The organism is Ancylobacter sp. VNQ12 (assembly GCF_049445835.1).
GTDB lineage: Bacteria > Pseudomonadota > Alphaproteobacteria > Rhizobiales > Xanthobacteraceae > Ancylobacter.
The window spans coordinates 36,964-59,972 of record NZ_JBMSDU010000023.1 but is presented as its reverse complement, the minus strand read 5'-3'; the positions used below and the strand labels follow the sequence as shown (position 1 = coordinate 59,972).

At 64.7% G+C, this 23,009-nt stretch carries 24 protein-coding genes; 16 read left to right on the top strand and 8 right to left on the bottom strand.

The window, feature by feature from the left end; all coding sequences use genetic code 11:
- Window positions 1-138 precede the first annotated feature (138 nt).
- Together ACO2RV_RS21805 and ACO2RV_RS21800 are read left to right on the top strand one after the other, a co-directional pair.
- Entirely contained in the window at window positions 139-1,155 is a 1,017-nt protein-coding gene (locus tag ACO2RV_RS21805) for a tyrosine-type recombinase/integrase (protein ID WP_423296344.1), read from the top strand.
- Window positions 1,156-1,717: 562 nt separating this feature from the next.
- Window positions 1,718-2,026: a DUF736 domain-containing protein gene (locus ACO2RV_RS21800; protein WP_213373345.1), complete on the top strand. Its 309-nt coding sequence runs from the start codon at window positions 1,718-1,720 to the stop codon at window positions 2,024-2,026.
- 209 nt (window positions 2,027-2,235) lie between these two features.
- Here the strand turns inward: ACO2RV_RS21800 and ACO2RV_RS21795 are convergent, their stop codons facing one another.
- The gene (locus ACO2RV_RS21795) at window positions 2,236-2,499 is read right to left on the bottom strand and encodes a WGR domain-containing protein (protein WP_423296343.1); all 264 of its coding nucleotides are present in this window, start codon (window positions 2,497-2,499) and stop codon (window positions 2,236-2,238) included.
- Between the two features lie 170 nt (window positions 2,500-2,669).
- Here ACO2RV_RS21795 and ACO2RV_RS21790 point away from each other — a divergent pair, with 170 nt between their 5' ends.
- The 8 genes from ACO2RV_RS21790 to repC (ACO2RV_RS21755) all read left to right on the top strand — a co-directional run bounded on the left by ACO2RV_RS21790 (window position 2,670) and on the right by repC (ACO2RV_RS21755) (window position 10,554).
- Window positions 2,670-3,041, top strand: coding sequence for a hypothetical protein (locus ACO2RV_RS21790; RefSeq protein ID WP_423296342.1), 372 nt, complete (start codon window positions 2,670-2,672; stop codon window positions 3,039-3,041).
- Window positions 3,042-3,295: 254 nt separating this feature from the next.
- A complete protein-coding gene (locus tag ACO2RV_RS21785; RefSeq protein WP_423296341.1) occupies window positions 3,296-3,574 on the top strand; it encodes a type II toxin-antitoxin system Phd/YefM family antitoxin in 279 nt (92 codons plus the stop codon).
- Entirely contained in the window at window positions 3,571-4,008 is a 438-nt protein-coding gene (locus ACO2RV_RS21780) for a type II toxin-antitoxin system VapC family toxin (protein ID WP_423296340.1), read from the top strand. Before ACO2RV_RS21785 ends, ACO2RV_RS21780 begins: the two co-directional genes overlap by 4 nt.
- The gene (locus ACO2RV_RS21775) at window positions 4,005-5,093 is read left to right on the top strand and encodes a hypothetical protein (RefSeq protein WP_423296339.1); all 1,089 of its coding nucleotides are present in this window, start codon (window positions 4,005-4,007) and stop codon (window positions 5,091-5,093) included. The genes ACO2RV_RS21780 and ACO2RV_RS21775 overlap by 4 nt, the downstream gene beginning before the upstream one ends.
- Before the next feature lie 916 nt (window positions 5,094-6,009).
- Window positions 6,010-6,318, top strand: a complete 309-nt coding sequence (locus ACO2RV_RS21770) for a DUF736 domain-containing protein (protein WP_423296338.1) — start codon at window positions 6,010-6,012, stop codon at window positions 6,316-6,318.
- A gap of 602 nt (window positions 6,319-6,920) precedes the next feature.
- A complete protein-coding gene (gene repA / locus ACO2RV_RS21765) occupies window positions 6,921-8,144 on the top strand; it encodes a plasmid partitioning protein RepA (RefSeq protein WP_423296337.1) in 1,224 nt (407 codons plus the stop codon).
- Window positions 8,141-9,127, top strand: a complete 987-nt coding sequence (gene repB / locus ACO2RV_RS21760; protein ID WP_423296336.1) for a plasmid partitioning protein RepB — start codon at window positions 8,141-8,143, stop codon at window positions 9,125-9,127. The genes repA and repB overlap by 4 nt, the downstream gene beginning before the upstream one ends.
- A gap of 194 nt (window positions 9,128-9,321) precedes the next feature.
- Entirely contained in the window at window positions 9,322-10,554 is a 1,233-nt protein-coding gene (repC, locus tag ACO2RV_RS21755) for a plasmid replication protein RepC (protein WP_423296335.1), read from the top strand.
- A 121-nt stretch (window positions 10,555-10,675) separates the two neighbouring features.
- On the opposite strand, the gene ACO2RV_RS21750 is transcribed toward repC (ACO2RV_RS21755), so the two are convergent.
- Together ACO2RV_RS21750 and ACO2RV_RS21745 are read right to left on the bottom strand one after the other, a co-directional pair.
- Window positions 10,676-11,062, bottom strand: coding sequence for an XRE family transcriptional regulator (locus tag ACO2RV_RS21750; RefSeq protein ID WP_423296334.1), 387 nt, complete (start codon window positions 11,060-11,062; stop codon window positions 10,676-10,678).
- 119 nt (window positions 11,063-11,181) lie between these two features.
- Entirely contained in the window at window positions 11,182-11,469 is a 288-nt protein-coding gene (locus ACO2RV_RS21745) for a helix-turn-helix domain-containing protein (protein ID WP_423296333.1), read from the bottom strand.
- A gap of 311 nt (window positions 11,470-11,780) precedes the next feature.
- Between ACO2RV_RS21745 and repC (ACO2RV_RS21740) the strand changes: the two genes are divergently transcribed.
- Window positions 11,781-12,992 (top strand): plasmid replication protein RepC, encoded by a 1,212-nt coding sequence (gene repC, locus ACO2RV_RS21740; protein WP_423296332.1) that lies wholly within the window; start codon window positions 11,781-11,783, stop codon window positions 12,990-12,992.
- A gap of 44 nt (window positions 12,993-13,036) precedes the next feature.
- Here repC (ACO2RV_RS21740) and ACO2RV_RS21735 read toward each other — a convergent pair whose 3' ends face one another.
- Together ACO2RV_RS21735 and ACO2RV_RS21730 are read right to left on the bottom strand one after the other, a co-directional pair.
- Entirely contained in the window at window positions 13,037-13,453 is a 417-nt protein-coding gene (locus ACO2RV_RS21735) for a hypothetical protein (protein WP_423296331.1), read from the bottom strand.
- The gene (locus ACO2RV_RS21730) at window positions 13,450-14,151 is read right to left on the bottom strand and encodes a ParA family protein (RefSeq protein ID WP_423296330.1); all 702 of its coding nucleotides are present in this window, start codon (window positions 14,149-14,151) and stop codon (window positions 13,450-13,452) included. Before ACO2RV_RS21730 ends, ACO2RV_RS21735 begins: the two co-directional genes overlap by 4 nt.
- A gap of 540 nt (window positions 14,152-14,691) precedes the next feature.
- Here ACO2RV_RS21730 and ACO2RV_RS21725 point away from each other — a divergent pair.
- Both ACO2RV_RS21725 and ACO2RV_RS21720 read left to right on the top strand, forming a co-directional pair.
- Window positions 14,692-15,120: a hypothetical protein gene (locus tag ACO2RV_RS21725; RefSeq protein ID WP_423296329.1), complete on the top strand. Its 429-nt coding sequence runs from the start codon at window positions 14,692-14,694 to the stop codon at window positions 15,118-15,120.
- Entirely contained in the window at window positions 15,117-17,447 is a 2,331-nt protein-coding gene (locus ACO2RV_RS21720) for a relaxase/mobilization nuclease domain-containing protein (RefSeq protein WP_423296328.1), read from the top strand. Before ACO2RV_RS21725 ends, ACO2RV_RS21720 begins: the two co-directional genes overlap by 4 nt.
- A 46-nt stretch (window positions 17,448-17,493) precedes the next feature.
- Here the strand turns inward: ACO2RV_RS21720 and ACO2RV_RS21715 are convergent, their stop codons facing one another.
- The 3 genes from ACO2RV_RS21715 to ACO2RV_RS21705 form a co-directional block, all read right to left on the bottom strand.
- Window positions 17,494-18,222 (bottom strand): autoinducer binding domain-containing protein, encoded by a 729-nt coding sequence (locus ACO2RV_RS21715; RefSeq protein WP_423296327.1) that lies wholly within the window; start codon window positions 18,220-18,222, stop codon window positions 17,494-17,496.
- A 193-nt stretch (window positions 18,223-18,415) separates the two neighbouring features.
- Window positions 18,416-18,901, bottom strand: coding sequence for a DUF305 domain-containing protein (locus ACO2RV_RS21710; protein ID WP_423296326.1), 486 nt, complete (start codon window positions 18,899-18,901; stop codon window positions 18,416-18,418).
- A gap of 169 nt (window positions 18,902-19,070) precedes the next feature.
- Window positions 19,071-19,265 carry a heavy-metal-associated domain-containing protein gene (locus ACO2RV_RS21705; RefSeq protein ID WP_423296325.1) on the bottom strand — a complete coding sequence of 65 codons (195 nt, stop codon included), beginning with the start codon at window positions 19,263-19,265 and terminating at the stop codon, window positions 19,071-19,073.
- 154 nt (window positions 19,266-19,419) lie between these two features.
- Between ACO2RV_RS21705 and ACO2RV_RS21700 the strand changes: the two genes are divergently transcribed.
- The 3 genes from ACO2RV_RS21700 to ACO2RV_RS21690 are packed head-to-tail and all read left to right on the top strand — an operon-like array spanning window position 19,420 to window position 22,903.
- On the top strand, window positions 19,420-21,972 hold the full coding sequence (locus tag ACO2RV_RS21700; protein WP_423296324.1) for a heavy metal translocating P-type ATPase: 2,553 nt from the start codon (window positions 19,420-19,422) through the stop codon (window positions 21,970-21,972).
- Window positions 21,969-22,406: a Cu(I)-responsive transcriptional regulator gene (gene cueR, locus ACO2RV_RS21695; RefSeq protein WP_423296323.1), complete on the top strand. Its 438-nt coding sequence runs from the start codon at window positions 21,969-21,971 to the stop codon at window positions 22,404-22,406. The genes ACO2RV_RS21700 and cueR overlap by 4 nt, the downstream gene beginning before the upstream one ends.
- Window positions 22,403-22,903 carry a DUF411 domain-containing protein gene (locus ACO2RV_RS21690; RefSeq protein ID WP_423296322.1) on the top strand — a complete coding sequence of 167 codons (501 nt, stop codon included), beginning with the start codon at window positions 22,403-22,405 and terminating at the stop codon, window positions 22,901-22,903. The genes cueR and ACO2RV_RS21690 overlap by 4 nt, the downstream gene beginning before the upstream one ends.
- The last annotated feature ends 106 nt before the right edge of the window (window positions 22,904-23,009 follow it).

Sequence of the window (23,009 nt, the reverse complement as noted above, 5' to 3'; positions counted from 1 at the left end):
GTCTCACCATAACTGAATCGCGTGACGGTTCCGTCTCAGCAGATCCGACTCGGTCTCACAAATTCTGAATCGGCTAACCCATTGAAAATAAGCGATCGCCAGTCTCATGAAAAACGGTCGGCTGACACACCCGTCGTCATTTCCACGCCGGACGCCGCGGCCGCCCTGCCCGCCCATCTCGAACGCCTCACGGAGCGCGCCCGCGACTATGTCGAGGCCGCGAGCTCGGCCAACACCCGCCGCGCCTACGCCTCGGACTGGAAGCATTTTTCCGCCTGGTGCCGGCGTCAGACCCTCTCTCCCCTGCCCCCGGATCCTCAGGTCGTCGGGCTCTACATCACTGCCTGCGCCTCCGGGGCAGCGACCGCCGATCGGAAGCCGAACTCCGTCAGCACCATCGAACGGCGCCTGTCGGCGCTCAGCTGGAATTTCGCCCAGCGCGGCACGCCGCTCGATCGCGCCGACCGCCATATCGCCACCGTGCTCGCCGGCATCCGCAACACCCACGGCCGTCCGCCGGTGCAGAAGGAAGCGGTGCTGCCGGAGGACGTCATCGCCATGCTGGAGACGCTCGAGCGCGGCACGCTGCGCGGTCTGCGGGACCGCGCCATGCTGCTGCTCGGCTTCGCCGGCGGCCTGCGGCGGTCCGAGATCGTCGCCCTCGATACGGGTCGCGATCAGACCGAGGATGGTCGCGGCTGGGTGGAGTTCCAGGACAAGGGGATGGTACTCACGCTGCGCGGAAAGAACGGCTGGCGCGAGGTCGAGATCGGCCGCGGCTCGTCAGATTCAACCTGCCCCGTCGTTGCGCTGCAGACCTGGCTGAAGCTGGCGAAGATCGGTCATGGGCCGCTGTTCCGCCGTGTCACCGGCCAGGGCAAGGATGTCGGCCCGGACCGCCTCACCGACCAGCAGGTGGCGCGGCTGGTCAAACGCACCGCGCTCGCCGCCGGCGTGCGGGCAGACCTCAGCGAGGGCGAGCGGCAGTCGAAGTTTGCCGGTCATTCGTTGCGTGCCGGACTCGCCTCCTCGGCCGAGGTTGACGAGCGCTACGTGCAGAAGCAGCTCGGCCACGCCTCGGCCGAGATGACGAGGCGTTACCAGCGGCGACGCGACCGCTTCCGGGTCAATCTGACGAAGGCCGCCGGGTTGTAGGCGGCAAGTCCGACGTGGCTGCGGCTTCCCTTCGTCTTAGGCGGGGTACGGCACTCTTCGGCTGCAATCGGCTGGCCAGCTGCACTGCTCGTTGTACGGCCTTGTCGGTGCCCTGCCTTGCCGAGGCGAAGCTCGACGATCGTCCGGAAGAAGGCGTGGTGGCGGGCCTGGTGCCCGGGTTTCCCCGGTGGTGGGGGCGCCCTGGCGCCGGAGGGGGCGGCGGCTGGCCGGAGATCGGCCTGTTGCCAGCGGGTGCGGTTGGAAGGGTCGCTGCCGTGTCACGCGAGGGGGTTTGGCCGGGCCGCCCACGTCGTCCTCGATAGGGCATGTCTGACCGAAGGCCGGCGGCGCCGCGCACCGCCTCGCTCTTGAAGCCGGCAACGGCCGGTCGCGACTTTCTTCCCCTGGGCTTCGCCCATTCCTCGCGAGGCAACAAAGCCGCGCCTCGGCCGTCCTCCACGCTGTTCCGGCCCCGGTGGGGTGCAGGCCGATCGCCTCCGGTCTGTCGACCGCCATCGAGGCCGCGATGGGCGCGGCTCGCAAACCTCAAGAGGACACGACAATGGCGACCATCGGCACCTTCACCTCCAACAGCAACGGCTTCACCGGCACGGTTCGCACGCTCGCCCTGAACGCCAAGGCCCGGATCGTCCGGGTCGAGACCCCGACCGAGAAGGGCCCGCACTTCCGCATCTACGCCGGCGCCGTCGAGCTCGGGGCGGCCTGGCAGAAGACCTCGAACGAAGGCCGCGACTACCTCTCGGTGAAGCTGGACGATCCGAGCTTCCCCGCTCCGATCTACGCCACCCTGGTCGAGGTCGAAGGCGAGAGCGACCTGCAGCTCATCTGGTCCCGCCCCAACCGCGACTGACCAGAACAAACGGCCCCGCCCAAAAGGCGGGGCCCTTATCGCTTCCGCACCACGCCGAGGATACCAAGCCCCGAGCCGGAGCGCTCGAAGCCCCGGGGGCCGGGCTCGTGGGACGGCGACAAGCTCATCGAGCATCTGGACCACGGTGGCGAGCTGGACGTGCCTACGTCGGTGCCTGGAACGAGGTTCACGCAGTTCGGTGCGCTTTCTCAGCCGGTCTCATTCGTGTCCGCGTCGCGATAGCCTCGCCGCCTCTTGCTCCGCGCGAGACGGCTCAGCGCTCCATCCGCGTCGCCGACGGCATCGAAGGTCTGCATCATCGACTGACCAGCGGTGCCGATGCGCCCCCAGTTGCGAACGACCGAGGCACCGCCGAACAGGGTCGGCTGGATCGCGAGCGCGTAGAACCGCCGCATGTTCCGATCTGGATCGATGCGGTGGAGATGAAGTGGCGCGGTCTCCGAGTCCGACATTGGGCGATTCTGGCTGCCCCCAGAAGCGACGTCCAACGCGTTTTGTGAATCGATTGCGTCTGACCGATTCATCCAGCTGATGCTTCGGCCGACCGAGATCGTTATGATCGAAGTCCAAGGATCCCTGCGCACATGTATGAGTGCGGGTTGATTGAAGAACGTGTGACGTCATGGACCAAGTGAAGTCCTTCGAGACGCTGGTGCTGGCCTCGATCACGTCAGGCACGGCTCTGAGCGCCGACTACGCCAGTCTGCATGAGGCCGTGGAGCACGTTCTCGGCCACCTGATCTGGCGACACGAATATGCGGCGTCCCGCGAGGTTGCCGCCGATCTCATTCTCGCCCGCTATCCGGATCTGCCGACCGATCCCATCGCTGAAGTCTGTGCCGCCCAGGCGGCACTCCTCGATCGCCTCGGCCCGGAATTGACGATGCCCAAGGGGAACTTCGTCCGCTTTGCGTCGCCGCTTGAGACGCTCCGGGATATCTACATTGCGAGCGGCGTCAGGCTCACCAGCCGCGCGGATGAAATCACGGGCTGAGCCGCCTCGGAGGCTTTGGCCGTCAGATCGACATTGCGCTCGGCGCCATGCTGGCGAACGGTGGCCTCGCTTAGCGGAGGAGCCAGTTCGGACGCCGCCGGCGGACCAATCCGCCTTGGGTGGAGTGCCGTCGTGTTTCGGTTCTCCCGGCACCGATCGCACGGCAGCACGGCAGCGTCACGCTCGCCGCCCGTTGAACGCGGGCAAGATTGCCCTTATAGTCAGAATGGTCAAACTAGTCATTGGAGCAGGTTATGACGGCCTCCCGAACGTCGCCAGTGCGGGAATCGGATCGCTGGACGGTGGCCGGCGCCAAGGCGCGGCTGTCCGAAGTGATCGACCGCGCTCAGTCCGAACCCCAGATCATCACCCGCCACGGCAAGCCGAGTGTCGTCATGGTCTCGGCCGAGGAATGGGCGCGCAAGACTATCCGCAAAGGGACGCTGGCGGAGTTCCTGTTGGCCTCACCCCTGCGTGACGCCGATCTCGACCTCGAACGGGTCCGCGACCTCCCGCGCGACGTCGACCTATGAACCTTCTGCTCGACACTAGCGTACTGTCGGAGGTTCGCCGCCCGACCCCCGATCCGAAAGTGCTCGCCTGGCTCGATACGCTGGACGAAGACCGCGCCTTCATCAGCGTGGCCTCGATCGCCGAGCTTCATCGAGGCATTGCCCTCATGGATGGCAGCCGGCGGTGCAATGCACTCGCCCTGTGGCTGACGGAGGACTTGCCGGCGCGCTTCGCCGGCCGCATCGTTCCGATCGATCCGGCGATCGCCCTGCTATGGGGCGACCTGATGGCGCAATCGCGCCGGAGCGGATTTGCGCTCTCGGTTATGGGTGGGTTTTTCGCCGCCACCGCTCTCGAGCGGGGACTGGTGCTCGCCACGCGCAACACTAAGGACTTCGTGTCGCTCGGGGTCCCGGTGCTGGATCCGTGGAGCGAGGAGGGAGCGCCGGAATGACCACCCCTTCCCGCCTTCCGGATGCCGCAACGCTCGACTCCATCCTGGCGGAGCTGGAGCCCGCCTCGGCCGACATGGACTTGCTGCCAGCCCTCGCGTCGGCCTTTCCGGGTTTCTCCTTCGGCCTCGCGCATGTCGACGGCGACTATTGGCGCGACACCCGCACGGTCATTCGTCCCGACGGCACCCGTGTCGGCGAGCTTCGACCTTGGATGGCGGCGGAGCTCGCCAAAGACGGGCGCGACATTGCTGCGCTGTGGCGCCGCCTGAAGGAGACCGATCTACAGATTGCAGAGTGGCGAGGGACCGGCGTCTTCGTCTTCGCGCCGACAGGGCCCGGCGCCGCCGATTACATCCAGGTCGCGCTTGATCGCGAGACGGAGTGGCGCGCCGGCCCGATCGTCAACCCGGACTATCGGCCCTGGAGCGAGGATGAGTTGGTCGACCCATCGTGGATCAAGCGCGACGCGCCCTCCCCTGCCAGCCAGATTGCTGGGCCGGTCTATCGACTGCGTGGCCGCGCCGGCGGCGCCGTCGTCCATGTACGCAGCTTCCTCGGTCGCTGTGCCCGCCTCGAACGTGAGACCCGCGAAGCTCGGCGCCGCGAGGTGGAGCAGCGCGTGATCCGTGAGGTGCGTCCGGACGGCGCCCGCGAGACGCCCTTCCTGGAAGCGGTGCCCGATTGGTTCGAGCATGTGCCGCGCGAGGTGCGGTTCTTCCAGGACTGGGAGGAGTCCAGCGCGTCAGCATCGCGCGTGTTCACGCATTGGGCGCTCGATATTCGCGACTACGAGCATCGCGGCGAGCGCGAAGTGGGCTTCATTCCCCGGCCGCTGCGCGTTCCGAACGAGCGGCTCCAGGTCTCTGACGGTACGTCCGTTCATAATCTGATGGACAGGATCGAGGCGATCGACCGTGAGATCGGCTTGCCGTTCGGCTGGTTCTTCCTGATGACGCACGGCAACTGGGTCGATCCCGATGTCGGCAACGCGATCGCCCAGGGCCTCAAGGCCAACCGTGTGCGATTGCCCGATTGCGACGCTGCCGTGTTGTTGCGCTGGGTAGGTCGGACCTACGGGTTCTAGTGAGATGCCCTGGACGACAAGCTGAGCTTGGTCTGTAGATCGGTTGGCTTTGCCGGCACCGCGGACCTGACGATCCCGCCGATGGCCCTTGAGCCGGTGGCCGGGGCGGGCGTGTGGTGGCTGGGCGGCGGATCGCGCAGGCCACGGGTGGAACGGCTAGGCCGCCAGGACCTCAGTCGCAGCCGCGTTCTTGCGGCTCGATCCGGCACGGCAGTCCAAGACCTCCGACACGGATGAGGGGGAGGGCTCCCACCCGAACCCCTGTCCCGAGGGGATTGCTTGATGAGGTGATGTCGGGAGCCGGCCGGGCGCTTCCCGGAGCCCTTTGTGTGAGAGGTCAGAGGGGAGGGGGCTCGCGCTGCAATTGATCTGCCCGCGCGACAATCGCCGCTGCGCCGTATCTGGAGGGGGAGGGGGAGGGGGGCGAGGGCATTTCTCGGTGCGCGTCGTCGAGCGGGCCATCCGACGGAGGCTAAGCGTGCACAGGGCAGTGCGGCACGTAGAGACGCGTGGTGGCGGGCCTGACGCCCGGGGTTCTGCGGTGGTCGGGGGAGCCTTGGCGCCGGAGGGGGCGGCGGCTGTGCCGGAGAGCGGCCTGTTGCGAGAGGTTGGGGTTGCGAGCGGTGCTGGCGTGTCTTGAGATCGGGTTGGCCGGGCCGCCCACGCCGTCCTCGATAGGGCATGTCTGACCGAAGGCCGGCGGCGCCGCGCACCGCCTCGTTCTTTCGCCGGCAACGGCCGGTCGCGACTTTCTTCCCCTGGGCTTCGCCCATTCCTCGCGAGGCAACAAAGCCACGCCTCGGCCGCCCTCCACGCTGTTCCGGCCCCGGTGGGGTGCAGGCCGATCGCCTCCGGTCTGTCGAGCGCCATCGAGGCCGCGATGGGCGCGGCTCGCAAACCTCAAGAGGACACGACAATGGCGACCATCGGCACCTTCACCTCCAGCAGCAACGGCTTCACCGGCACGGTTCGCACGCTCGCCCTGAACGCCAAGGCTCGGATCGTCCGGGTCGAGAACCCCACCGAGAAGGGCCCGCACTTCCGCATCTACGCCGGCGCCGTCGAGCTCGGCGCGGCGTGGCAGAAGACCTCGAACGAGGGCCGCGACTACCTCTCGGTGAAGCTGGACGATCCGAGCTTCCCCGCTCCGATCTACGCCACCCTGGTCGAGGTCGAAGGCGAGAGCGACCTGCAGCTCATCTGGTCCCGCCCCAACCGGGACTGACCTCCCCAAACGGCCCCGCCCAAAAGGCGGGGCCTTCGCTGCTCTGGGAGAGGTTCGCAAGTTCAGCCATTTTGGTTTGGCGGTGGCCTGTTGAGATCACCTTTCCTTCGAACGGAAGCGAAGCGCGGAGACCCGAGTTCTCAGCTGAGAACTCGGACCTACTCCCGCCTGATGGCCGAGGCGGAGTCGACGGCCATAAGCGTCCTCTTCTGTTGACCGGGAGCCTATTCTCACCTGGGGACCTGTCGACTAAAGCTGCCACCGGAGTGCGGCCGACGAAAAGTTCTCAGCTGAGAACTGTCTGCATCGCGATCTCTGGACGCTCGACGCCTCGTAGCGCTCACTGATATTTCGGCTTCGTCAGCTCGGGCAAGGGGTGGGGCGGAATGCCTCGGGATTGATCGAATCAACTATACTCAAATCGAGGATGGCTGTTGGGGAAGCGCGGTTCCAGCGCCGTGCCGATTTGTCGGAGATCGACCGATTCGCGCCGATGGCAGCCCGCCATATAGGTTAATGCCCATTAACCCTTAATTGCTTGACCGACTCGGCAGGACGAGAGAATTTACGCTCACCACGGAAAATTGCGGCATTGGGCGTAGATGACGAAACCGAACCAGATTGACGCAAGTCATCGCACCGGGAAGAAGGTGCGCTCGCTAACGCGCCTGATCGAGTCAGACGCCGCGCTGCTAAGTGCCCAGCTCCAGGAGCTCCGCACCCGCGCCTTTCCGCCGGCCGCGCAGAAGGAGCTGCGAAAGTTCTCTTCTGGTGAGGCGGCCAAGCTTATCGGCGTAACCGATGCTTACATCCGGCAATTGTCCATCGCGGGCGAGGTTCCGGAGGCGGAGAAGACTGCGCGCGGTCGACGTCTATTCACGCTGGACCAGATCCATGAGCTGCGTCGCATACTCGCCCGATCGAAACCGAGCTATCTGCCTACAAGGCGAGGCGACGACCATCTCCAGGTTATTGCCGTGACGAACTTCAAGGGTGGATCAGGCAAAACTACGACGGCTGCTCACGTCGCACAGTATTTTGCAATGCGCGGATTCCGGACGCTCGCTGTTGATCTAGATCCGCAAGCGTCTCTGTCCGCGTTGTTCGGGCTGCAGCCCGAGTTCGATCTGCAGGACAACGATACGATTTATGGGGCGATACGCTACGACGATCAGCAACGGTCGCTCAGCGACATCATCCGCACTACCTATTTCGCCGGCCTCGACATCGTTCCTGGGAACCTCGAGCTCCAAGAATTCGAGCACGACACTCCGCGTGTGCTCGCAGAAGGCAGGAGAGGCTCCGATCGGATGTTTTTCTCCCGAATCGCTACAGCCTTGGCATCGGTTGATGATCGCTACGATATCGTCGTCTTGGATTGCCCGCCTTCGCTCGGTTTCCTCACCTTGTCGGCGCTGTGCGCAGCTCGGAGTGTTCTGGTCACCATCCATCCCCAGATGCTGGACGTCGCATCGATGTCACAGTTTCTGCACATGACCTCCAGCCTTCTCGACGTCGTCGAGCAGGCCGGTGGTGACGCTGACTATGACTTCTTCCGGTATGCGATCACGCGATATGAGCCTTCCGACGGGCCCCAGGGCCAGATCGTTGGATTGATGCGAAGCCTATTCGGCGAGCGCGTTCTTACGACCCCCATCCTCAAGTCGACCGCGATAGCAGACGCCGGATTGACGAAGCAGACCCTTTACGAAATCGGCCGCGAGAATTTCACTCGCAGCACCTACGATCGGGCGATCGAGGCCCTCGACATGGTCCATGCCGAAATTGAGAGCCTTGTCCTCGAGTCTTGGGGGAGGGCGACATGAACAAGCGCCGCGACCAGCTTAAGGCCATGATGGCGCCGATCACCGCGCCACCCCCCCCAAGCGAGGATCGGCCGACGCGCCCTTCGGTGTCGTCGGGCTCGCTCAAAGCTATGGGTCTTTCGCTCAAAAGCCTGTCTGATGATGCGGACGAGGCGCAGGCGCTCCGAGCGCAGCTCGCATCAGGCGCACAAGTCGTCGAAATTGATCCCAACTTCGTCGACCCGGCCTTCATACGCGATCGTCTAAATGTCGGCGAGGGCGACGAGTTCGAGGCGTTCAAGGCCCGGCTGTCGGAGGACGGGCAACAGGTCCCGATCCTCGTTCGTCCTCGCACGGATGCTCCCGGACGTTATCAGGCCGCTTACGGACATCGCCGGGTCGCAGCTCTTCGTGCCCTCGGGCGGCCCGTAAAGGCGATCGTGCGGGAGCTCAGCGACGAACAACTGGTCGTCGCTCAAGGAAAAGAAAATACAGATCGTAAGGACCTCTCGTTCATCGAGCGTGCGCTATTCGCCGCCAGACTCGAGGACCGAGGATTGCCGCGTGCGGCAATCATGTCTGCGCTTTCGGTGCCAAAGGGAAACCTTTCAACGATGATTTCCCTTGTCAGGGCGCTTCCCGAGGACCTCATCGTCGCTATCGGCGCGGCTCCGAAGATCGGAAGACCGCGTTGGGAGCAGTTGGCGTCGCTCGTGAAGGAAGACGATACGAAATGGCGCGAAGCCGTTTCTGATTCGAATTTTCGGGCTATTCCGACCGATGCGCGCTTTGAGAGAGTGTTGAAGGCCTTGGTTCGTCGTCCGAAGAAGCCCGCGATGCATGTCGTCAAATCTGACGATGGAAAGCAGCTTGCGCGCATCGAGCACGCCAAGGATCAAACCCGTTTCATGATCGATAACCGCCACGCCCCGGACTTCGGAGCATATCTCGTCGATCAACTGCCCGAGATCTATGCGGCCTTTAAACGCCGCGCAGATGCGTGAACCGCGTACCCTGACAACACGAAAGGAACCGTAGCGGCAAAAGAAAAGGCCCCCGAAACGTCACCGTCCCGGAAGCCCTCTCATCTTTTTGGCGATTGATAGAGAATCACTTCCGCGAATCGCAGTCAAGAGTCTCGATGCGAGACGGCGCCGTTTTGGCGAGCGGATTTTCTTTGCCCAGCTGAGGCAAAGACATGGAACCCTATCAATCAACGACGCCCTTTGGGCGGCGATCGCTGACACTTGCCCATGTGGCAACGCAAATCGCGTCAACCGCTCGGCCACCGGAGAAGGTCGTCCACAAGTGGCAGATCTTCAGAACGATCTGCACCGCTCGTCCGCGCCTCGGCGTCAGCGAGCGGGCTTTGGCGGTCCTCAATGCTCTTCTCACCTTCCATCCTGAAACGGCGCTCAGCGGCGCCGACGGCCTGGTCGTGTTCCCGTCGAACCAACAGCTCTCGCTGCGCGCCCACGGGATGCCGGCATCGACGTTGCGCAAGTATCTCGCGGTCCTGGTCGACGCCGGGCTGGTGATCCGGCGCGACAGCCCGAATGGCAAGCGCTACGCCCGCAAGGGAGCGTCGGGGGATGTCGAACTGGCGTTCGGTTTTGATCTGTCGCCGCTCCTGGTTCGAGCCGAAGAGTTCGAGGCGCTCGCGGCCGAGCTCGAAGCGGAGGCGCGCGCCGTGAAACTGGCGCGTGAGCGCATCACCCTGTGCCGGCGCGACATCGCCAAGATGATCGCTACAGCTATCGAGGAGGGCGTTCCAGCGCCGGGGGACGGGCGTTCGAGATCAACCTGGCCGGATATCTACGCTGCGTTCCGCGGCATCGTCGATGGCATTCCGCGCACGCCGACGCGCGCCGAGCTCGATCGTGTGGCCGAGGAATTGACGCAACTCGCCGACGACATTCTCAACACGCTGGAAAGTCACATCAAATCCACGAAAACGAGCGCCAGTGATGCTATAAATGAGCGCCACATACAGAATTCAAAACCAGATCCCCTTACTGATCTTGAACCTGCTTTTCGAGAAAGCGGGGCGGGGAGGGCTGAGCCAGACACCCAGCCGGCGAGACGAGCGGAAGCGATCTATCCACTGGGGATGGTGATGAACGCCTGCCCCGATATCGCCAACTATGCCAAGGGCGGGATCTCCAATTGGCGGGATCTGCTGGCGACCGCCGCGGTGGTGAGGTCGATGCTCGGGATCAGTCCCAGCGCCTGGGAGGAGGCGCAAGCGATCATGGGCGAACAGCAGGCCGCCGTCGTGGTGGCGTGCATTCTGCAGCGCGGGGAGGCCATCCGTTCGGCCGGCGGCTATTTGCGCGACCTGACGGAGAAAGCCCGCGCCGACGAATTCTCGCTGGGGCCGATCCTCATGTCGCAAATCAATACCCAGCTGCGCGCGAAGCGGATTGCGTGATGACAGCCGCGCGGCCGTGCCGGATGCCCGTACGTCGAGGAAGGGTCTCGATGATCGATCGTCTGCCCGGCGGGGCAGGGGGATCTGATACATCGCGGCGCCGGACCGGCAGAACCGGGGATTATGCGGGGAGCTTGCGGGACCTCGTCTGGCGCGCCAGGGTGCGATCGGCGCGGTTCTTCTTGGCGATGGCCGTGGTCAGCTCGTCATAGTCGACGCCGTGTTTCTTCAGCGCCCGGCGAGCGTCGGCCACCTCGAAGCCGAGGAGCTCGAACACCGTCATGTTCAGGCTCGAGGCGATACGCTCCATCGTCTTCAGGGTCGGATTCCCGATGCCCCGGACGATCGTGTAGTAGGTACCGCGCGCCAGGCCCGTCTTGGGAAAGAACGCCTCCATGCCGCCGTTCTCGATCTCGAGCTGCTGCAGCCTGATCGCGAGCATTTCGTTCAGGATCGAGTGATCGACGGGCAGAGGTTTTCGAACGGGAGACATGACGCCCTTGGACATATGAGGATGGAGATGATTACCTCTCACCCATACACGATTTCCAAGGTCTAGTATATTGGACGTCGTCGAAACGCCGGCCTAAAGCGTTGATCCGACTCCACTTGCCCCGATCGTTGCCTTTAGCTCTCTTTCGAGCTCCTCGGCTTGGTTCCGGAAGCGCGCAACAGCGAAGCGGGTTCGACGCCGACCCGCTCCGCTATGAGCTCGACCGTATCGAGGCTCGGATTTCCCGCCTCGCTCATCAGGTGAAAGTAGCTCGAGCGCGGAATCCCCAGGCGATCCGCGAAGGCGCGACGGCTCAGACCGGCTTGCGCGCGAAAGGCCTCCAACTGCGCCTGGAAGCCGTGAAGAAGTGAGCTCTTGCGCTGCGGACGGCTGGTCTTTGCGCTGCTTGCGTTCGTCTTCATGGCTCTATCTCGACGCTTGGAAGGACCTCGATTGTCGCGGGTCGGCGGATGTTCGCGACCCGTTGGACGACTCGTCAACATTCAATATAATGTACGGATTCGATTCAACGAGGTGAAGAGCGTCAGACAAAGAAAAACCCGGCAGCGCCGGGTCTCTCCGAGAGGGTAGGCAGTCTGGCGACGGCAATCGCCAGCGGTGCCACGCATCTGATAACGGCATCCTAGAGGGCCCTCCCCGACAGTTCAAGGGACGTGCGTTTTTCACGCCACGGCTTTTCTTTGCCGCGCTCTCCGAAGAGGAGAGGTTGCGAATGCAGGTGTTCGGCCAGAATCCGATGAGCCCCTTCGGGAGCGGCGCCTTCGCGCCCTCGGTGCTGAAGGTCCAGCGACTGGTGAGCCAGTGCGAGCCCGGCAAACCGGTGCACAAATGGCAGATCTTCCGTCAGCTCTGCGAGGTGAAGTCGATGCTGGGCCTTTCGGACCGCGCACTCGCGGTCCTCAACGCCCTTCTGACGTTTCATCCCGACACGGTCCTCACCTCTGGAAGCACCGATCTCGTCGTGTTCCCTTCGAACCGGCAGCTCGCCCTGCGCGCGAACGGCATGGCCCCGTCGACGCTGCGCCGGCACCTCGCGGCGCTTGTGGCACGGGGGATTGTCCTGCGACGGGATAGCGCCAACGGCAAGAGGTTCGCGCGAAAGACGCCAGCCGGCGAGATCGAGCAGGCGTTCGGCTTCGACCTAAGCCCCCTTGTCGCTCGTGCGGAGGAGTTCGCGGCGCTCGCGCACACTGTGCGCGAACGTCTGCGAGCGCTCGACGCGCACAGGATGAAGATATCGCTGGCCCGGCGCGACATTGTGAAGATGATCGCCGCCGGTCTCGATGCCGGGCTACCCGGAGACTGGGCCTCCTATCACCGGCGCTACCAGACCATCGTTGCCGCGATTGCGCGCACGTCGTCACCGCGCGAGCTCGAATTGATCGTGGCTGAGCTCAACGAGCTCGGGCATAAGGTCCATGCATTGTTGGACGCGGCCTTCCCATCGACACCGCCCAGTACGGACGAGACGCCGCTTCGCGATCCAGAACAGAGCTCGGTGACGGGCGATCCGGCGGGGGATCCCGAGAGAGCTACAGGCGAGCGCGACGTCCCTCTGCCCCTGGTACTGGAGGCCTGCCCCGACATCATGGACTATGTTCGTGGTGACATTCACACGCGTCGAGACCTCATCGCCGCGGCAACGATTGTGCGACCGATGCTCGGAATCAGCCCGAGCGCTTGGGCCGAGGCCTGCGAGTCGCTCGGGCGGGAGACCGCCGCGATGGTCCTAGCCGCAATCCTCCAGCGTGGTGTCGCGATCAGGAGCCCGGGCGGATATCTCAGGAACCTCACTCGTCGGGCGCAGGCCGGCCAGTTCTCGGTCTGGCGGATGGTAATGGCGGTGCACGGCGCCCGCCGCGACGACGGCGCCGGTCCGGCACGCTCACAACTTCCATCCTTTCTTCCCAGTCGAAAAACCTGACGAAGGCTTCTGCGCGCCGGCGCCTTGGCACGCTGCCGCCGCTTTCATTCCGTCGTCGGTGGCAGGCGGCCGAGCCGCTTGAAGTAGTCGTACAGGGCTCGATCCACGATGCGGAGCGGTTGGGTGCGCTCCTCGGCTGCATGCTGGCGCAGCAGAAGATCGATCGGATCGGGCAGGCGCAGCGCATAGGGACGTTGCGACGTGCGCTCACCATAGCCCTCGAAAGGATTGCGCCGCCAGCCTTCCCGCGGTGGATTTCGCGACTCCTTATGGACAGCCGTCGCGGGCTTTGGCGCATCAGGCCGAGGTCGCGGTGCGACGGGGTCTTCATAGTGAGGTGTGACCACGACCGGCTGAATGGCCGAGGTCCTAGACGCCGGGGTTGCCGCTCGCTGGGTACGATAGGCGTCGCGGGGCAGGGCAGGGCGGTCCAGTTTCGGGTTGGTGGCGTCCTCGCTCATGCCGCCGTCTCGCCGTCGGAGGCCGGCTGGCTCGCGGCGAGCAGCTCCCGCACCACCTGGTCGGCATTGTAGCGGGCCTTTCGTACCGATTCATCCTTGTCCGGCATCTGGTAGAGCGTGCCGAACCCGCTCGTCATGGTGCGGAAGGTCACGCGCCGGTAGAGCGCGTTTGAGCAGACCTGCACCTGCTCTGCATCAAGATAGGCGACGACCTCGCGCAGGGGCCGGGTGTTGCGATCCAGGCTGTCATACTCATTGAACAGCACGCGATGCTGGCTCATCGGGAGCTGCGCGGCTGCCGCATGCTGTTCGAGATTGCGGATGGTGCGTACCACCTGCGAGGCATCGAAGGTGTGGACTTTGCAAGGAAGCACCACGAGGTCGGCCCGTAGCGCCGACTGCACCAGAACGTCGCCATAATAGCCGGGCGTGTCGATGACGATGACGTCGTAGCCGCCGAGCCGCTCGACCGCCTGCACGAGGGCGCCTTCGTCAGGCGCGCGCACCAGGTCGACGCCGGCAGGGCTGAGGCCACGGGCGACCGAGGAGGCATGCCACTGATAGGACGAGCCCTGCGGGTCGGCATCGACGATGGCGGCCGCATAGCCATGCTTGGCGAACTCGCCGGCGAGAATGATCGCGACGGTGGTCTTCCCGCTGCCTCCCTTCGGGTTCGCCACTGCAAAGACGCTTGGCACGGCTGCCTCCGATTCAAGACGGATGTGAGATGAAGACGAACATACAATATAATGTCTCTTCTGCAATGTGTCGTTCCGTTTCTCCGGTTGTGCGGCATTGCCGTGAAATGGGAGTGCGGCGAGGCGGCATGTCGGCGATGCGGTGTTGCGGGTGTCCAGCACTGCGGTACAGGCGATATATAGCTCTGCCGGGTTGCGGCATTGAGAGATTTCCGAACTCGCGCGATGCGGAATTGCCGGCACCGCGAACTAACGTATTGCAGCAATACCGCAGTTCGGTGGCGCTCCGTGCCAGGTGGCCAGTGGAGTTCCAGGTGGAGGGGATTGAAGGTGCGAGTGTCTTGGATTGTCGGTGTTACATACAGTTTATTAGATGTTGGTTGACAAGATACCGGTTTGTGGGCCAAACCGGGGGACGGCTGCTGGACGCAGCCGAAGAGGGCGCGGGTGCGCCAGGGTCGGCATCGTGTCGATGCCGGCGCATGCGGCTCCGGCCAGGCGGCCGGATGCCGGGCGACCGGGAAGGGCAGGGGAGCGCGTATGACCAGCTCCGTGAAAGGTCCGCGACACAAGCCGAGGCTTCGGACCGAGCTGTCGGAGGCCGACGAGGCTCGCCTGCAGGAAGCGGTGGTGCTGTTCGGGCTGCCCAAGGCTGAAGTCGTGCGCCGGCTGATCCGCGCGTCGGTGCAGGCCGGGCCGGCCTTGTCGGCCGAGAACACGCGCGCCGTTGTCGAGCTCGCCCGTCAGGTTCGGATGGTCGGCCGTAACCTTTCGCAGGTGCTGCGTGCGATCCACCGTGGCCAGGCGGTGCGGATCGAAGACACTGAGCCGGTTTGGCGTGGCCTGTACGAGATTGTCGCCGCGGTGAATGACGAGCTGACCGAGATGACCGTCGCCTACGGCTCGAAGCTGCGACGGGAGGCGAAGCTTGCCTTGCCGAATGAGATCCACGGTGAGGATCTAGCGTGAACCGCGCGGGCGCGATCGCGGGGTGGATCGCGCGGGTCGAGGCGACGCGCACCGCAATCAGTGCGGACGCGCGGGCGCGGCAGGGAGTGGGTCTGCTGGACGACGAGCAGAGGCGGCGCTCCGCGCGCAGTGCGCCGCCCGCGAACACGCCGTCGGCCGACAGGATCATCCGCGGGGAGACCATTACCGGCGGCCGGGATGACGAGCGCTCGCGCTCCCTGGAGGAGGCATCAGGCGGCGGGGCTGGCGCGCAGCTGGGTTCCGCCCGTCCATCGCGCTCGGCGCCGATCGGCGGCGGGAGCGGCGGGGCAGGGCAGGGGGCTGTCGGCCGAGCGCGTCAGCTCGCGGCGGGCTACCAGCCCGCGGTCGTCAAAGTCCTGTCCTATGCACATGGTGCGACCCGCGCGACCAGGACGGGTCGATATGTTCAGCGTGAGGACGTGCCTCTTGAGACGCATGATGGACGGATGCTCACCGACCGCGAGGCCGTGGCCGACGAGATCCAGGCCTGGGCAACGTCGTTTTCGAAGCGCGCCGAAAGCCAGGATGTCGCCGCGGTCCGGATGAAGCTGCACGGCGTGCGAGATACCGACGAGGGACGCGAGATCTACGAGAAGGCGATCGCCGCGGGGTTTGCGGGCCATCGCTACGCCTATCGGCTCGATACGACCGCCTCAGGAGAGCTCGAGGCATGTCTGGTGGTGGCACTGGCCGGTACCGCCAAGGAGCGGTTCCGTGTTCGCAGCGCGCCGGCGGGCGATGACGAGCGCGGCGTCGCGCAGAAGCGCTTCGATATGGCCTCGGAGGCCCGGATCAGCGAGCGGGTTCAGGCCGCGACCGGAATAGGAGCGGATGCCGTCCATGTGACGCCCGGCATGAGCAATCATGGCCGCGACGGCGTCACCTTTCGCTTGAACAAGCTCATCGAGCATGGAGCGGCGCGCGACGATCGCGGCAAGACCATCTCCGACGTCGCCGAGACCCGGATTGCCGGCAGGGAGTGGGGACCCGCACTGCGCTCGCAGTCGGTCCGCGATACGATGCACCTCATGCTGTCGGCAAAGGCTGGCACCGAAATAGAGGCCCTGCGTCGAGCCGCCCGGGCTTTCCTGCAGGACCGGTTCGCCGACCATAAGTTCATGTTCGGTGTTCATGTCGACAAGGAATCCGCCGGCCACATCCATGTGCACGCGGTCATCGCTGTGAAAAGCGAGTCGGGCCAGAAGATCCACCCCGGTCCGGAAACCTTCCGTGAGTGGCGCCAGGCCTATGCGCAGCACGCCCAGGTCGAGGGCCTCAGGATCGTGGCGACATCGGCACGTGAGCGCGCCTCCTCGCAAAGCTATGGGCCAAGAGACAAGGCTATCGTCGATACGGCGGAGCGGCCACGCGCCTCGCGTGAGGCGCGCGATCGCGCTTATGCTGCCGATCCGGCCAACCGGCGACTGATCGACAATGCGCGGCAGCGCATCGAGACGGCTCGCACCAATCCCATTCGGCTCCCAAGATCGGATGACGACCGGAAGGTCGTCAACGAGAGCATCGTCGCGTGGAAGACGGTGTCGGCGGATCAGCCTGGCAATCCCATCGCGAGGGACATGCTCGAACGCCTGCTGATGGCACAGACCGTCGGAGCCATCTTGCACACTATCGAACGACGGGTTGACCAGCTCACAAAGGAGGAACCTGCAATGGCCGTGTCATCAGAGCAGATGGTCCGAGACCTGCGCCTCATGAACGAGGCGGTGTCGCGCACCGGCGACCTTCTCGACGGCGAGACGAAGCAGCAGTTCCGCGAAGCGTCCGCCCGCTATCTGGAGACACTTGCCAACCGCGTCGATCTCCAGCGTGCCTCCGAGCGCGGTGTCGAACGCATGACCCCGGCGGAGGTCGAAGCCGTCACTGGCGCCAATAGCGCCCGGCTCGTCGAGCGCGCGCGCGAGATGCAGGTCCGGGAAGTGCAAGAGGCCGTCGTTGCGGCTCGCCTGGCCGACCGAGCCGTTGAGGCGGAGCGCCAGGAAGAGGCGACGGCCGGGCTCAATGCCACCACCCAGCGCGAGCTCCGCGCAGAGCGCGCCGTGGTGGCGGGGATGGAGAGGTCGGCGGCGCAGGAGGCGCGGGAGGCGGCGGCCGCTACCGAAGCTGCGCGGTCGTTGGCTCAGCATCCTGGCCAGCCGCTGTCTCCGGCCGTCGTGCAAACCGATGCGCTTGCGCGCCTGCGCGCCGAGCAGGAGCAGATCATCCGCGACATCGAGGCGAGCCAGAAGGCGGAGGCTCAGTCCCAGAAGGGCCAAAGCATGGGCACGTCGTCGCGGTCGAACCGCTGACGCTGCCGACGGCCGGGTCGAGCATGGGAGGGCTCTGGGAGAAAGGTCACGGAATGAGCCGGCCGCGAATGGCCTTGACGACCGCGTGGGTACGGTTCATCGCGTCGAGCTTGTCTCGCGCCGAGCGCATGTGCTTGAGCACGGTCGGACGGGAGATGCCGAGGATCGTTGCAATATCCCAATCACTCTTGCCCTCCGCCGCCCAGAGCAGGACGTCGGTTTCGCGCGGGGTCATGGCGACCTCGATGTCGACGGCCCGGCGCGGCACGTGCAGGAGTCGGCCGACGGCATAGGCGGCTGCGAAGGACAGCGCGTCCTTCGCATCGGCGCTCACTTCCGGTGTGTCGCCCCCAAACGAAATGGTCGCGAGGCTTCCGTCAAGCGTCGGCACCGGCACGACGTGGCCGGCGCGGAGGCCAAATTCACCGGCCTCGCCGCGGATCAGTTTCACATCGGCAGCGTTGGGGGACGCTGCGTACGCCTCGTCCCACGAGAAGGGCGCTCGCGCGCTCTGCAGATGACTAACGATTGGGTCCCGGAAGACGTAGTCGCGATCGTTGTAGCGCCTCGTCCATTCGACCGGCATTCGCTGAACGAGGATGCGGGATGGGATTTCGTCGCGCGTGGCATCGTGACCCGGTACCACTCCACCGAAGACTGTAGTGAATCCAAACAACTCGGCCAGATCCATCAGGCAGCGCTCGACGCCTCTGGTGTCCGGTGCCTGCTCCATCCTCTCGATGAAGTCCCAGGTTTTCAGAAGATGCTGGGTCATCTTGTGACTCGAGTGATTTTAGATGCTCGCCATGTGGAGCGACTGTCCGCCGTATGGAATACTTGTGGAAAAGCTAACGCTGTGTCCAATCGACGGAGAATCTCACTATCAAAGCTGACAATAGGGACAGGAACTAGCCAGTCACATAGCGCTTGGCTCAACGAACTGAGGTCTAAGGGGCACGAATAGTGGCTCAGCGCAGGCGCGCGGCGATCGCATTCATCTGCACGATTTCGCGGCGCTGCCCTTGGGAGATGTCCTGGCAAAGCTTGACTAGTTCTGGGTCTTGAAGTTTGGCCCCCCGGCACATCAGGATGGCGCCCGAATGATGCGGAACCATAGACTGGATGAATTGGCGGTCATCGACAAGGGCTTGGTTGCGCGTCGCCCAAAACGAGCCGAGCGTCACTAAAGCGAACATAACATAGAGAAAAAAATTCGTTCGCCCGTCCTGGTACATGCCACCCATAGTGATGAGCATGAGGATGCCCATCGGGGCCCACATGGTAAGCGCCATGTAGAGCATATTGATGTTGTTGCGATAGTCCGGCCAGCCGTCGATCATCGTGTACATCACGAGGTACATGACGATCAGGCTCAACAACAGATTGAGGCCGAGCATCCAGTATGCGCGCGCTCCGGAGTGGCTGTGTCCTTGATGATGAGCTGTCTCATTCATCGGCCGCTTCCTCTCCTTGGTTAAGTATTCGGTCGGCCACCGTGACTGCGGCGCAGCAAGGGAACGCGCCAGAAGTACGAATGTTTCGGGTGACCGGCTACCCGTTACTGTTCAGAGAGTACTGTGCGACCCATCCCGGATCTGTCAGACCCTAAAATTCGAGAAGATGTCACGCGGCGGCGGCCGGATAACCGGCGCGCTGCAATGCTGCCTCGAAATCGGCGCGCGGGTGCTGCGAGGCGACTTCGACCTTGCGGGTGTTGGGATCGATCGTGACTTCGGCCTGGGCGTCCACGCTCTGGATCGCCTTGGTCACGCTGCGGGCGCAGCCGCCGCAGGTCATGTTCTTGATGTGGAACTTCATGAGGATCTCCTTTTGTCTCTCGTGATCATCGAGATGGCGGTTTCCAGCGTGGGAAGGTCAAGAGGCGGCGACACCTTTTTTGGCCTTGACCTTCCCACGGCTGGAAGCCCCACCTTTCATTCAAGATCTGCATCAGGTGCGGAAGGTTATGGCCATGAATGCGCCAGTCAGGGACGTCTCTATCGCCCGAAACGCGGTGATCTTGCCTATCGAAGGCATGAGCTGCGCGTCCTGCGTGGGACGTGTCGAGAAGACGTTGAAGGCAGTGCCAGGCGTCGAGACCGCCAGTGTCAACCTTGCTACCGAAAGGGCGGAGGTGACGGGTTCTGGCCCGATCGCCTATGGGGCGCTGGTTGCCGCGGTCGAGGGTGCCGGCTACACCGTTCCATCGACACGAACGGAGCTCGCCATCGAAGGCATGACCTGCGCCTCCTGCGTGGCGCGGGTCGAGCGGGCGCTGGCCTCCGTTCCGGGTGTCGCAGCTGCGCGGGTGAACCTTGCCACCGAGCGCGCGACGGTCGAAGGATCGATCGACGCGGCCTTGCTCGTCAATGCCGTCGAGGATGCCGGCTACGACGCTCGCGTCGTCGCTGCCGGGTCGCCGGATGCGTCGGCGGTCGCGCGCAAGGAGGCGGAGACTGCCGGGTTGAAGCGCGATCTCACCGTGGCGGTGCTGCTCACCGCGCCGATCGTCGTGCTAGAGATGGGTTCGCATCTCGTGCCGGCGATCCATGACCTGATCATGCAAACCATCGGCATGCAGGCGAACTGGTACATCCAGTTTGCGCTGACGACGCTGGTCCTCTTCGTGCCGGGGCGGCGTTTCTATACGAAGGGCCTGCCGGCGCTGGCGCGGTTCGCGCCTGATATGAGCTCGCTCGTCGCTGTCGGCACGCTTGCAGCCTATCTTTATTCACTGGTTGCCACCTCTACGCCGCAGCTCCTGCCGCTCGGCACGGTCAACGTCTATTACGAAGCCGCGGCGGTGATCGTCACCTTGATCCTGCTCGGCCGCTTCCTCGAGGCGCGCGCCAAGGGGCGGACCTCCGAGGCAATCAAGCGCTTGGTCGGCTTGCAGCCGAGGATCGCGCATGTACGCCGTGGCGACAGCGTCGTCGACCTCGACATCGGCGAGGTGGGGGCGGGTGACGTGGTTGAGGTTCGGCCGGGCGAGCGCGTACCGATCGACGGCGACGTGCTTGAGGGCGAGAGCTACATTGATGAATCAATGATCACCGGCGAGCCGATCCCGGTGGCCAAGGCGGCGGGGAGCACCGTCGTTGGGGGCACGGTCAACCAGAAAGGCGCGCTAAGTGTTCGGGCGACCGCTATCGGTGATGCGACGGTGCTCGCGCAGATTATCCGCATGATCGAGGAGGCGCAGGGGTCGAAGCTGCCGATCCAGGCCCTGGTGGATCGGGTCACGATGTGGTTCGTGCCGGCGGTCATGGCCGTGGCGGCGGCGACATTCGTGATCTGGCTGGTCTTCGGGCCGGACCCGGCACTTACCTTCGCCGTCGTCAATGCGGTCGCCGTGCTCATCATCGCCTGCCCCTGCGCGATGGGGCTCGCCACACCGACGTCGATCATGGTCGGCTCCGGGCGCGGCGCCGAGATGGGCGTTCTGTTCCGCAAGGGCGAGGCATTGCAGGTGCTGAAGGACGCCAAGGTTGTGGCGATCGACAAGACCGGCACCGTGACGGAAGGCCGGCCGGTGCTCACCGATCTCGACGTGGCCGAGGGGTTCGACCGCGGCGGCGTTCTGGCCCGCGTCGCCGCCGTTGAGGCGAAGTCCGAGCATCCGATCGCGCGGGCGATAGTGGACGCAGCAGCGAATGAGGGCCTGCGCCTGCCGGAGGTCAGCCGGTTCGAGTCGATTACCGGCTTCGGCGTCACCGCGGATGCGGGCGGCGCACGCCTGGAAATCGGCGCCGATCGCTACATGCGCTCGCTCGGCCTCGATGTGTCGTCGTTCGCGGCGACCGCCAGCCGGCTCGCCGACGAGGGTAAGTCGCCGCTCTATGCCGCGATCGACGGCAAGCTCGCCGCCGTCATCGCGGTCGCCGATCCTATCAAGGCCACGAGCCACGACGCGATCGCGGCGTTGCACGCTCTGGGGCTGAAGGTCGCCATGATCACCGGCGACAATGCCCGCACCGCCAGCGCCATCGCGCGTCAGCTCGGCATAGACGAGGTCGTCGCCGAAGTGCCGCCGGAAGGCAAGGTTGAGGCGGTCCGCCGCCTCAAGCAAGCCTATGGGCAGCTCGCCTTCGTCGGCGATGGCATCAATGATGCGCCGGCGCTGGCAGAAGCGGATGTCGGCCTTGCGGTCGGCACTGGCACGGACATTGCCATCGAGGCGGCCGACGTGGTGTTGATGTCGGGCAGCATCAAGGGCGTCGCCGATGCGCTCGCGCTGTCGAAGGCCACGATCGGCAATATCCGGCAGAACCTGTTCTGGGCCTTCGCTTACAACGTCGTGCTCATTCCGGTCGCCGCGGGCGTGCTCTATCCGGGGTTCGGCATCTTGCTGTCGCCCGTGCTGGCTGCCGGGGCCATGTCGCTTTCGAGCGTCTTCGTGCTCGGCAATGCGCTGCGCCTGCGGCGCTTCCGTTTGCGGGTTGCGCCGGGCGTGCATGACTCTTCACACCAAGGGGTGAAAGGATCGGCTGGCGCGTCTGCAGCATTGGAAAGGAGCGCGGCGTGAATATTGGTGAGGCTGCGCGCGCTTCGGGCGTCAGTGCCAAGATGATCCGGTACTATGAGCAGAGCTGTCTGATCCCGAAGGCTGGCCGGACGACCGCCGGCTATCGGGATTACTCGACGACCGACGTGCACATGCTGCGTTTCGTGCGGCGCTCGCGCGATCTCGGCTTCTCGATGGCGGAGATCGAGGAACTGCTGCAGCTCTGGCGGGACCGCGGCCGGCAAAGCGCTGATGTGAAGCGGATCGCGCTGGCCCGCATCGCTGACCTGCGCCGACGTATCCTGGAAATGGAGGAGATGGCGGCGACGCTGGAGCATCTGGCGTCCTGCTGCTCCGGAGACAGTCGTCCCGACTGCCCGATCCTTGCCGATCTGGAACAGGGCGAGGCGACAAAGCCGCGCCGCTCGCGTGGCGCCATCGATCGCGCGCCATGATCGAGCCCTACGGCATTTTCATATCAAAGGAGATCATCGTGAATTTCAGCCGCAGAAAAGTCATGGGCCTTGCCGGAGGGCTTGGTGCTTCGCTTGTCGCCATCGGCATCACGTCCGTCTCGGCCGCCGGCACGCCGATCGAGGTGACGCGCTCGCCGAGCTGCGGCTGCTGCTCGGCCTGGACCGCCCATCTGCGTCAGGCAGGCTTTTCGGTCGAGGACAAGCTACTGGACGATCTTGCGCCTCTGAAGGCACGGCTCGGCGTGCCGTCCGATCTGCAATCGTGTCACACGGCGATGCTGTCAGGCTATGTGATCGAAGGCCATGTGCCGGCGAAGGAGATCCTCCGTATCCTGGCCGAACGGCCTACGGCGACAGGCCTTGCGGTCGCCGGCATGCCCGCGGGGTCTCCCGGCATGGAGATCGCCGGTCAAGCGGAGCGCTATGACGTGGTGCTGTTTGGTCCGCGGGGGCGACAGGTCTTCGCGCGTTACTAAAAGAAGCAGCGGCCGCAGCTATCTTTAACATCCATCAACGATGACGGCGCGGCGCGAGCAGAAGCTCCCGGGCACCCAACCCAGTCCGACATCGATGAAGGAGCAG

Excerpts from the sequence above, each read along its gene's own strand:
- ACO2RV_RS21745 (WP_423296333.1), bottom strand. The coding sequence starts at position 11,469 with ATGAAGACGAACGCAAGCAGCGCAAAGACCAGCCGTCCGCAGCGCAAG.
- ACO2RV_RS21785 (WP_423296341.1), top strand. The coding sequence starts at position 3,296 with ATGACGGCCTCCCGAACGTCGCCAGTGCGGGAATCGGATCGCTGGACG.
- ACO2RV_RS21775 (WP_423296339.1), top strand. The coding sequence starts at position 4,005 with ATGACCACCCCTTCCCGCCTTCCGGATGCCGCAACGCTCGACTCCATC.
- repC (WP_423296332.1), top strand. The coding sequence starts at position 11,781 with ATGCAGGTGTTCGGCCAGAATCCGATGAGCCCCTTCGGGAGCGGCGCC.
- ACO2RV_RS21770 (WP_423296338.1), top strand. The coding sequence starts at position 6,010 with ATGGCGACCATCGGCACCTTCACCTCCAGCAGCAACGGCTTCACCGGC.
- ACO2RV_RS21715 (WP_423296327.1), bottom strand. The coding sequence starts at position 18,222 with ATGACCCAGCATCTTCTGAAAACCTGGGACTTCATCGAGAGGATGGAG.
- ACO2RV_RS21750 (WP_423296334.1), bottom strand. The coding sequence starts at position 11,062 with ATGTCCAAGGGCGTCATGTCTCCCGTTCGAAAACCTCTGCCCGTCGAT.
- repB (WP_423296336.1), top strand. The coding sequence starts at position 8,141 with ATGAACAAGCGCCGCGACCAGCTTAAGGCCATGATGGCGCCGATCACC.
- ACO2RV_RS21790 (WP_423296342.1), top strand. The coding sequence starts at position 2,670 with ATGGACCAAGTGAAGTCCTTCGAGACGCTGGTGCTGGCCTCGATCACG.
- ACO2RV_RS21800 (WP_213373345.1), top strand. The coding sequence starts at position 1,718 with ATGGCGACCATCGGCACCTTCACCTCCAACAGCAACGGCTTCACCGGC.
- repC (WP_423296335.1), top strand. The coding sequence starts at position 9,322 with ATGGAACCCTATCAATCAACGACGCCCTTTGGGCGGCGATCGCTGACA.
- repA (WP_423296337.1), top strand. The coding sequence starts at position 6,921 with ATGACGAAACCGAACCAGATTGACGCAAGTCATCGCACCGGGAAGAAG.
- ACO2RV_RS21780 (WP_423296340.1), top strand. The coding sequence starts at position 3,571 with ATGAACCTTCTGCTCGACACTAGCGTACTGTCGGAGGTTCGCCGCCCG.
- ACO2RV_RS21795 (WP_423296343.1), bottom strand. The coding sequence starts at position 2,499 with ATGTCGGACTCGGAGACCGCGCCACTTCATCTCCACCGCATCGATCCA.
- ACO2RV_RS21700 (WP_423296324.1), top strand. The coding sequence starts at position 19,420 with ATGAATGCGCCAGTCAGGGACGTCTCTATCGCCCGAAACGCGGTGATC.
- ACO2RV_RS21710 (WP_423296326.1), bottom strand. The coding sequence starts at position 18,901 with ATGAATGAGACAGCTCATCATCAAGGACACAGCCACTCCGGAGCGCGC.
- ACO2RV_RS21705 (WP_423296325.1), bottom strand. The coding sequence starts at position 19,265 with ATGAAGTTCCACATCAAGAACATGACCTGCGGCGGCTGCGCCCGCAGC.
- ACO2RV_RS21690 (WP_423296322.1), top strand. The coding sequence starts at position 22,403 with ATGATCGAGCCCTACGGCATTTTCATATCAAAGGAGATCATCGTGAAT.
- ACO2RV_RS21725 (WP_423296329.1), top strand. The coding sequence starts at position 14,692 with ATGACCAGCTCCGTGAAAGGTCCGCGACACAAGCCGAGGCTTCGGACC.
- ACO2RV_RS21735 (WP_423296331.1), bottom strand. The coding sequence starts at position 13,453 with ATGAGCGAGGACGCCACCAACCCGAAACTGGACCGCCCTGCCCTGCCC.